Annotated in this window: 9 protein-coding genes; 3 read left to right on the forward strand and 6 right to left on the reverse strand. The window is 28.9% G+C overall.

Annotated elements, in window-relative coordinates:
- Positions 1-158: 158 nt before the first annotated feature.
- The 3 genes from IO99_RS08905 to lepB form a co-directional block, all read right to left on the reverse strand.
- On the reverse strand, positions 159-533 hold the full coding sequence (locus tag IO99_RS08905; RefSeq protein ID WP_035132570.1) for a hypothetical protein: 375 nt from the start codon (positions 531-533) through the stop codon (positions 159-161).
- 117 nt (positions 534-650) lie between these two features.
- Entirely contained in the window at positions 651-2,576 is a 1,926-nt protein-coding gene (locus tag IO99_RS08910) for an OPT family oligopeptide transporter (RefSeq protein ID WP_035132572.1), read from the reverse strand.
- Positions 2,577-2,863: 287 nt separating this feature from the next.
- Complete coding sequence (gene lepB / locus IO99_RS08915; RefSeq protein ID WP_035132574.1) at positions 2,864-3,370, reverse strand: signal peptidase I; 507 nt, start codon at positions 3,368-3,370, stop codon at positions 2,864-2,866.
- A 255-nt stretch (positions 3,371-3,625) separates the two neighbouring features.
- Between lepB and IO99_RS08920 the strand changes: the two genes are divergently transcribed.
- Both IO99_RS08920 and IO99_RS08925 read left to right on the forward strand, forming a co-directional pair.
- On the forward strand, positions 3,626-4,345 hold the full coding sequence (locus IO99_RS08920; RefSeq protein ID WP_035132576.1) for a pirin family protein: 720 nt from the start codon (positions 3,626-3,628) through the stop codon (positions 4,343-4,345).
- 205 nt (positions 4,346-4,550) lie between these two features.
- On the forward strand, positions 4,551-5,501 hold the full coding sequence (locus tag IO99_RS08925) for a Ppx/GppA phosphatase family protein (RefSeq protein ID WP_035132578.1): 951 nt from the start codon (positions 4,551-4,553) through the stop codon (positions 5,499-5,501).
- Between the two features lie 97 nt (positions 5,502-5,598).
- Here the strand turns inward: IO99_RS08925 and IO99_RS08930 are convergent, their stop codons facing one another.
- On the reverse strand, positions 5,599-6,768 hold the full coding sequence (locus IO99_RS08930) for a CD0519/CD1768 family membrane protein (protein ID WP_035132581.1): 1,170 nt from the start codon (positions 6,766-6,768) through the stop codon (positions 5,599-5,601).
- Between the two features lie 322 nt (positions 6,769-7,090).
- Positions 7,091-7,825 (reverse strand): acyl-[acyl-carrier-protein] thioesterase, encoded by a 735-nt coding sequence (locus tag IO99_RS08935; RefSeq protein WP_035132582.1) that lies wholly within the window; start codon positions 7,823-7,825, stop codon positions 7,091-7,093.
- Between the two features lie 124 nt (positions 7,826-7,949).
- On the opposite strand from IO99_RS08935, the gene IO99_RS08940 reads away from it, so the two are divergent.
- Entirely contained in the window at positions 7,950-9,251 is a 1,302-nt protein-coding gene (locus IO99_RS08940) for an alkaline phosphatase family protein (RefSeq protein ID WP_035132583.1), read from the forward strand.
- Between the two features lie 72 nt (positions 9,252-9,323).
- Here IO99_RS08940 and IO99_RS08945 read toward each other — a convergent pair whose 3' ends face one another.
- Positions 9,324-9,839: a phosphatase PAP2 family protein gene (locus tag IO99_RS08945; protein WP_051824020.1), complete on the reverse strand. Its 516-nt coding sequence runs from the start codon at positions 9,837-9,839 to the stop codon at positions 9,324-9,326.
- Positions 9,840-10,057: the final 218 nt, after the last annotated feature.

The following is a 10,057-nucleotide window of genomic DNA, read 5'->3' on the forward strand; positions in this document are numbered from 1 at the left end:
ATGATAGATTTTTTACATTTCCGTAAAAATTTCTATCTAGTCAAGTCATAATTATACACCAAAGCCTAAAGTAGTCAAGCTATATAGTAGGTTGTTTTTGTTCAATTTATTTATTTAAATAGTAGATATTACTCTCAATGTCTACATATTTCCTAATATCAACCCTGGTTATGTTTTATTCCTATGAATTTTATCCACCTCTTTCTAGCAATATATCTTATGTACATTACAAGCCTCTCTATAGCTACTTCTTCCGTATCACCTAATCTCCTTGCCATCTCAAGTGCAATGTCATATATACTTCTTTTACCATCTATTAAAATCCATGCCAGTGATGATTTATCATCAAAAACTATATCACTAAGATTATTTTTTTTCACTAACCATCTTGCGAACTTTTCTATAGGTTTGTTATGTTCAAAGTATAGAGTAACTATATTATTATCATTAATTTTATAGTTATCATGTTCAATTTGGGGAATATATAAAAGAAAATTCTTTTCTTCTTTATTTTGTGTTTTTTTACCTTTCATACAAATCACCTACAAATTAGTTAAGAGCCTTAACGGCTCTTAACTTTAATATTATTCATAATTATATCCATATTTTTTAATATTATAAGAAATATTATCAATAATCATAATTTACCTTTAAGTTCTTTCATTATCTCCACTACAAGAAATAAGATAAATAATTACTCCAAGAATTATAAATATACCTGTTGAGAATATAGAATTTTGGGTTAACCCTTCAAAATTAAGTCCAAAGGCCACATTAAGTCCTAAAGTAGCAAACCCTGCAACTACTATACCCATTAATGCATCTCCAGCAACTAATCCGGAAGATATAAGAATACCTCTCTCTACTTTTTCTTTCATAATGGATTCATTTTTCTTAAATTTCTTCTCAACAAATATTCTAATTATACCACCTGATAATATACCTGCATTTAAATGTATTGGTAAGTATAAACCAAGAGCAACCGGTAGTACTGGAAGACCGGATATTTCTGCAAATATAGCTATCGATACCCCCACAAACACAAGTACCCAAGGTAATTCACCAGTCATAACACCTCCGATAACCATTGACATAAGAGTGGCTTGTGGTGCTGGCACTGCTTCTGAACCAATTCCATATGTATTATGAAGCATTAATAATACATATCCAGAAACTATAGCACCAAATATTAACCCTAAATACATTCCAATTTGTACTTTCTTTGGAGAACCACCAATTACAAATGTAGTCTTTAAACTTTGAGCTGTACCACCAGCAACTGCTATAGCTACACATACTATACCACCTACCATAACAGCTGTAATCATTCCCTCTTGCCCTGTATTTCCAGTTATTTTTAATATAGCTGTAACAAATAGTAAAGTAGCAATAGTCATACCCGATACAGGATTATTTGATGCACCAATTATACCAACCATTCTTGCAGAAACTACTGCAAAGAAGAATGAAAATACTACTGCCATTAGTGAGCCTATTATCCCTACTCTAATTTGTGGTAATAACCATGCAAGAATAAATACCAGTATTGCTGAAGCTATTACCCAAACAATTGGAGGATCTTCATTTATTCTAGTAGTTGCACCACTTTCCTTTTTACCTATACCTGACATGGCTTCTTTAAAAGACCTAATAATGGTTGGTGCAGATTTTCCTAAAGAAATAAATCCTCCTGCGGCAACAGCTCCCGCTCCTATATATCTTATATACTTACTCCATATATCTGAAGCTCCCATCTCAGAGATTAACATAGTTGAAGGAAATAAAGGTTCTGGAACTGTACTACCTATATATTTAATAAGTGGTATTAATCCAAGCCAAGCTACAAGAGATCCTCCAAACATAAATGCCGATGCTTTTGTACCTACAATAAATCCAACTCCTAGAAGTGAAGCTAATGTATCTATTCCAAATACGGAATTTTGATATGCAGGTATAACCCATTCTGGTCTTTCACTCCAAAGAGCAAATCCTCCAGAAGCTAACTTATAACCTCCACCAATTCCGAGACCCATTAAAACCATTTTAAATCCACTACCACCTTCACTTCCATTAACTAAAACTTCAGCTGCAGCCATAGATTCTGGATATACTAAATTTCCATGCTCCTCAACTATTAAAAATTTTCTTAAAGGAGTAACAAAAAATATACCTACTATCCCTCCTAGAAGAGTAACAATAACTATTGTAGAAACCCTTAAGGTAATTCCCCATAAAATAATTGCTGGTAGTATAAATATAATTCCACCTGCTATAGATTCTCCAACTGCTGCAATTGAAGCAACCATATTAGCCTCTAATATATTGTTTCTTTTAAATAATCCTTTTAAAATCCCTGTGGCAAGTATTGCCCCAGGAATACCTGCTGAAATTGTAAGACCAACCTTTAATCCTAAATAAGTGTTTGCAGCAGCAAATATCATTGTAAATACTGCACCCATTAGAATAGAATAAACACTTGACTCAGGCATTGCCGTTGTAGTTGATATAAAAGGCATATAATCATCACCTTTTATACCACCATAGGCAGTATGGGATAATCTCTTATTATCTTTCATTTATAATTCCTCCTTTGTAAAATATATTAGTCACATTAATTATGCATCTTTAGACTTATTTTTAATATTTACTTTTCCCCTTATTCCATTACTTACCACTTTATTTTATTGCCGATTTTAGTTATTGTTAAATTCCCTTATACCTTTAAATATATTTTATGGATATGAATTTATCTTTCCCTAAATATAGTTTAATTATTATTGTATTTAGCATAAATTAAAATAAAAAAATGGTGAAATAAATTTCACCACTTCAATACTTCTTTAACATTTTACTTACTTATACACTATTTTAGTTTACCAAACCTATCAAAAGGAAATATAATAAATTTTCCTTCTCCCTGTATGTCTTCAAAAGATATATAAGGATTTTCCCATAATCGTGCATCAATAGAATTTCCTCTATTATCTCCCAAAAATAAATAACAACCTTCTGGCACATTAAAGGAACCTGTAGTATCACTAAAACTACTTACATAATTCTCCTCTAGAAACTCACCATTTATATATACACTTCCATCTGATTGAATTTCTACATTCTCTCCTGGAAGACCTACTACTCTTTTAATCAAGTCTTTATTTAGCTCATCAGAATGAAATACTAAAATATCTCCTCTTTTAATAGATGATGGTTTATAAGTTCTCAATGAAAATATTCTATCTCCTGGTGTAATAGTGGGATACATAGATTTAGTTGGGACATTTACATTGAAAAAAATAAACTTATTTATTAAAAATCCTAAAATTATAGCAATTAACGCTGGTATTATCCATTCTTTAAGAAATTTTATCACTAATTATTCCCCCCAAAGTCATTTTAAGTTTTTTATATTACTATATTACCACATTTTAAACAATAAATATCATCTTATCATATATTCTTTTATTATCTAATTTATTACCACTTATTAATTTATTTAATAGTAGGTGAAAAACATACCTACTATTAAATTATAAAAACTACAAATACTAATATCGTAAAATAATTTTATATTAATTAAAATTATTTGTTTATATAAATATTTAATTATATAATGGGAGGTAATATTTTGATTAATAGAAGAATTGTTACTTATAATCAAGAAGAAGATTTTTCTTATTTAAAAACTACTTCTAGTCTTTCTACTTCTATTGAAAATATGAGTTCAGAACTTTGTATCAAAGAACTAAAAAATATTACCTTAGTTCCTAGAAGTGGAACTCATAATAATTTTAAAATAGGAGAAGAAATTATTATGTATGTAATCTCCGGTGAATTACTATATAGCGATAACATAGGAAATTTAGAAACCCTTTCATCTGGAAATTTTCTTTATATTAATTCTATGCATGGGATAACCTATGATATTTTTAATAGTGGCATTGATTTTCTAGATATTATTGAAATAACCTTATACACCAATAATAACTCTTATATTCAAAAAAAGAATAGTAAATCTCCTATATTAAATAAATATGACTTTAAAAATTCTATTGAAAATCAGTGGATATACGCTATTAGTCCTTTAAATGGTCTGGCTCCTATTAAATCTAATTGTGATATTAATATTTATTTTGCATTACTACAACCTAACAAGGATTTAACTTTTACAATTAACAAAGATAGACAAGGCTATTTATTTCAATGTTATGGAGAAACTGAAATTTTTACAAATAATTCTGATAATATTACCATAACAGGCTCTGACAGCGCTTATATTTCCAATGAAACTTTTGAAGTAAAAGCAAATATCCCTAGCAATATACTTCTCATTGAAACTGCAACTTAGTAAACATTAAGGCTATGTGAAATTTATTAGAAATTTTAGCTCTGTAGATTTTTTCTTATACATAGCCTTAATATTTTTTTCTTATAATATCTTCTTTAAAAACTCTTTCTTTAAATTTCAATAGTCTAATATATTTATTATGTGATATTTTATTATTTTTATCGTATAAATAATAAAAGAGTTTTTTGGGGAGGTATCAAGTATTATGAATATTATTGCTATTATAGATATTGGTTCAAATACGGTTCACCTACTAATTGTTAATATAGATGATAAGTCCAATCCAAAGATTATAGATGAAGATAAGGAACATTTAAGACTTGGAGCTACCTTAGCTACCAATAAAATTATAAGTTCTGAAAAAACCATTCATGTAATAACAGTTTTAAAAAAATTTTTACGTTCTTGCATTATAAATAAAGTTTCTAAAATCATATGTGTAGCTACGGAAGCTTTAAGAGTAGCTGAAAATAGTAACTATGTTCTTGATTTAATAAAAGCTCATACTGGAATTTTAGTTCAGGTTTTGTCACCTAAGGAAGAAGCTTATTTATCTTACCTAGGAGTTTTTTCTACTTGTGATCTAGATAAAGGTATAATAATGGACACTGGTGGAAATAGTACAGAATTAATTTTTGTAGAAGAGGGTAAATTTACAAATTACACTAGTATTCCTCTAGGTTCTATAAACATAACTGAGAAAATAAAAGTTAATAAGCGTGGCAGATACTTGAGCTGTGACTACAACGAGGATTTTTTCTATAAGCTATTTTCTAATATACCTTGGATTGAAAGCTTTTATGGAAGCTCTTTAGTTGGCATTGGCGGAACTTTTAAGAATCTCGGAAAGATATATTCTAATTATTTAACAAATTCATGTTCATCTACTAACACAATAGAATTTTCCAACCCTCATGAACTAAAAACTCTTTGTGAAAGCCTTAAAGTTATAAGTTTAAAAGAGAGAGAAAACTTACAAGGTCTTTCAAAAAAACGTGCTGATATTATATTAGGTGGATGTGAAATAATAACTCATATTGTAAACTATTGTAACTTCTATAACATTATTATATGTAGTGAAGGCTTAAGGACTGGTATATTAAATAATTATTTAAATTCCACTAATCAACCCATTGAAGCGCATATAAATATTTAACTATATAACTATTTTATAAGTAAAATAGTTATATAGTTGCATATGTATGTCCATTATAATAAAAATAAAAACCACCTTAAAAAGATGGTTTTTATTTTTATATGAATTTTGATATAATTAAATATATAAAGTGAGCTGATATACCTGCTATTAATCCACCAAATGTATGACTAACAATAGCTTTACCTGTTAATTCCCTACACTTTAAACCATCCATCATCGCAACGTGAGTACTTAAATATCCACTCCAACACATCCCCATAGCTGTAAATACTGCAATTTCATTACCGCCTATTAATCCATTTTGTAACATTTCCGGTACTAAACCAATTGCAGCTCCTGCTGCCCCTAAAGATGTTATCGGGAAAGCTATAGCTTCAGGACTTTGGAAACCAAATAACGGAACTAATATAAATTGTAGTTTTTCCCCAATCCAAGGTAAGAGTGCGATACCTTCTGATGCAGCTCCAGTGTAAGCTCCAGATGCAGATGGTCCATTAGTAAGCATTAAAACTAAAGTACAAATTATTAAAACTCCTGGAATTATAGCAAGTCCCATTTGTACTCCTGAAGCTCCTCCTTCAAGCATAGCACCAATAAATCTTTCTCCAACACTTCCATCTCTAATTTCTCTATAGTTCATCATGTCAAAACCAGTATCATTGTCTTGTACACACATTTCTTCTTTTCCATAAATTTTTGCGGTTTGTCTAAGCATTAATCTAGTGCTTATAATACTTCCTATTACAGCTCCTACATTACCTATTATAGCTGGCAGTATAAAACTTTCTCCTATAGGTGACTTTTGTCCCATCATATAGGTAGTAATAATCAACCCCATTCCAAAGGCTGTTCCTAAATTAGTTAAAGCTGGCAACTGATATTTTTTAAAATATCTTCTAAATCCTTTATCATCTGCTAAAGTAAGTATAGCAGGATTATCAGACAGATAGGTGGTTAAAACTCCTATAGCACTAGCACCAGGCAAATCATAAAGTGGCTTCATTAATGGTGATAACAATTTGTTAATTAAAGATACCACTCCAAATTCTGATAGAAGTGCAGATATAGCTCCTGCCAATACTGCAATAGCCATTATATAAAAAACTGTTTTCATTAATAAGCTATACGCAGTTTCCATTAGGGTATTAAACATATTTATGGTTCCCATAACGCTTCCCATACCTATGAAAAAACCTAAAAATAAAATTAGAAATATAATACCTTCTTTGCTAACGGCCTTTTTCAAACCCTTCTTATGCGTCAATTATTGCTCCCCCTTATTTTAAATTTTAAATCTTTTATGAATATTCCATATTTATTATGAATTATTTACCCATTAATGTCAATGGTTATTATTCGTAAATTTTTTCACTTTTTATTTCATATTTATAAATATTTTTAAATTAAATTTTATATTTGATTGTTTCATAGATTTAATTTTCACTTTAATAAATTATATTCTTATGCTATGTATTCCTTTACACTTTTTTATTTATACTATATTAGTTATTTCTTAAAATAAAAGGTATCTAAAAATTTTATTATCTAGACACCTTTATCTTAATGACTTTTCAATACACATTTGTTTAAAACTTTAACCTACATTGAAAAAATTCTTGTTCTGAAATTTCTGAAATTCCATTAATGCAAAAACTATTACTTTCTTTATCCTCAATAAATTTATTCATTATTAGCGAATCATCAAATTTAATTTCCTTAATAAAGTTAAGTTGCATATAAGATATTTTCTTTACTCTATGCCAATCTAAAGAAAAGAAATCTTCTATAAAAGAAATATATTTAGCATTATTAACATGATTATTTATATCTATATCATTGTAATATAACTTCCTATTGACAGTTTCTATAGCTTCACCTGGCATCTTTATCTTGTTAAGCTTATTATCAATGACATCCCCTACATTAATATTTATATCTACTGGGCACATGGACGGCTTTTGTGGAAGTCTAGTTTCAATATCTACAATTAAATAATATATCAAAACTCTACCAATAACTTGTCCATCCTTATCCTTAATCTTAAATCTTCTTTTCATAAAGACTTTTTCACGGCCACCTAAACAAGTTTCTACTGTTATATCTTCTCCAACCTTAGGATATCTCTCCATTGTAATTTCAACTCTAGATACTACCCAAAATAATCCTTTATTCATCATAGACTGAAAATCCACCCCCAAAATTTGAGAATGACCTTCTGAAACTTGTTGAACATAATCCATTATTGTAAATAATTTAACATTTCCCATAAAGTCTCCTTCATGAAACTTTATAGTGAATTGTTCTTTATAATTTAGCTCCAAAATTACACCTTCTTACGCCACTTTTCTTCTTTATTCCTTATTTATATTATCTTACTATGTAGATTTAATAACAAAATTAGTATATCATAATTTATATATAACATAAAGTTAAGGAGAATAAGTTATGAATAATTTAACAAATAAGCACTTGGTTGTTATTTCAATTGATGGATTAAAAGCAGCTGATTTTGATATAATAAGTAACTTACCAACTTTTTCACAATGCATTCAAAAGGGATCAGTAGTTAGAAATGTTAAATCTATATATCCATCATTAACATATCCAGCTCACACTACCATAGTTACAGGTAAGTATCCTAAAAACCATGGGGTTGTAAACAATAAATTATTAGAACCTGAAAAAGCTGCCCCAGATTGGTTTTGGTTCAGAAAATATGTAAATGGTCCAACACTATATGATATGGCAAAAAGTAGAGGGCTTACTGTAGGATCTATATTTTGGCCTGTTACTGGTAGATCCTCTATAAAATATAATATGCCTGAAATTTTCTCTAACAATAAATATATATCTCAAGAAATGGCATCACTTCTAGGTGGAAGCCCTATATACCAATTCAATTTAAACAGAAAATTTAAACATCTCCTTGATGGTATAAAGGAGCCTAACTTAGATAATTTTGCTACTGCTTGTGCTATAGAAACCATTAAAAAGTATAAACCTAACTTACTTTTACTACATCTCTTAGACTTAGACAGTCAACGTCATGGTTATGGTACTGATTCTAAAGAAGCTGTAGAATCACTTCATCGCCATGATGGGAGATTAGCTGATGTAATAAAAGCTCTGAAAGAAGCTGGTATATATGATAATTCTTCTTTAGTTATTTTAGGTGATCATGGATTTCAGGACTTTAATAAAGTTATTACCTTAAACACCCTATTTAAAAATCAAGGGTTAATAAGCATGGGTGATAATAATAGACTTAATTCTTGGAGAGTATATGTAAAATCTTGTGATGGAAGTGCCTATGTATACGTTAAGGATGACTTTAATAAAAATCTCTCCTCAAAAGTTTATAATATTTTAAAAGCCTTATCTCTTGATGAATCTAAGGGAATTGCAAAGATATATAGAAATGATGAGATAATAGATTTAGGTGGTGATCCTAAGGCTACATTTATGATTGAAGCTAAAAGAGGTTTTATTTTTATTGATAAATTTAATGATACTATAGTGACTTCAACCACTCCTAAAGAGGGAAAATCTAACGGAAATCATGGTTATCATCCTAATAGTCCTGATATCCATACTCTCTTTATTGGATGTGGTGAAGAGTTTAAAGAAAACATTTTTATGAATAATATGAATTTAGTGGACATAGCCCCTACCCTCTCAAAAGTTTTAGGTATTAAATTTCCAAAATGTGATGGAAGGGTAATTGATGAAATATTGACTATTCCTTAATTCTTTAAGAATAATCTATGATGTAATAAAGAGATAAGAATTTAAATTAAATTCTTATCTCTTTCCTAATTATTATACTATCATATGCATACAAAGGGCACTCAAAGTTCCAACTACAACTCCTGCACCTACATCTGTTGGATAATGTACACCAAGATAAACCCTTGAAAATCCCACAAGACTAGCAATTACTATAGATACTACTGCTAATCCAGTAAAGCTTAGTGCAATACTAACTCCAATTGAAAAAGCTGCAGTGGTGTGACCCGATGGAAAGGAATAATCATCTACACCTATCTTCTTTATGTTTAGCGTTGGAAACTTTATATATGGTCGTATCCTATTTTTTACTCTCTTTAGAAAGTGAGTAATACCCCCAGAAGTAATAATTGATAAAGATGCTAGAAATCCTAGGTTCTTAATTTCTTTACTTTTAGACATTACAGTCATCACAACAAAAACCATACAAAATGTAGCAGACCCTAAAAATGTTACATATGGCATAATTTTATCTAAAAACTTGCATCGTAATTTTTTATTTATAAACTGCAATAGTGTTATATCCACTTTTTTTATTAATTCTATCATAGATCCTCCTAAAAACATCATAAATAGATTATATATAAAAATAAGATAAAATAAAAGTTTTTCATTTAATTCTTTCTTATTTCTCTCTTATAATAAATAATTAGATTTTATGAATATATTATTCAGATTATTATTATAGTATATTTATTAGGATAAATGCAGTTTAAATGATAAAATATTTATAAGAAATATGTTTTATACATGTTATATATTCATGT

This window comes from Clostridium sulfidigenes (genome assembly GCF_000732635.1).
GTDB lineage: Bacteria > Bacillota > Clostridia > Clostridiales > Clostridiaceae > Clostridium_J > Clostridium_J sulfidigenes.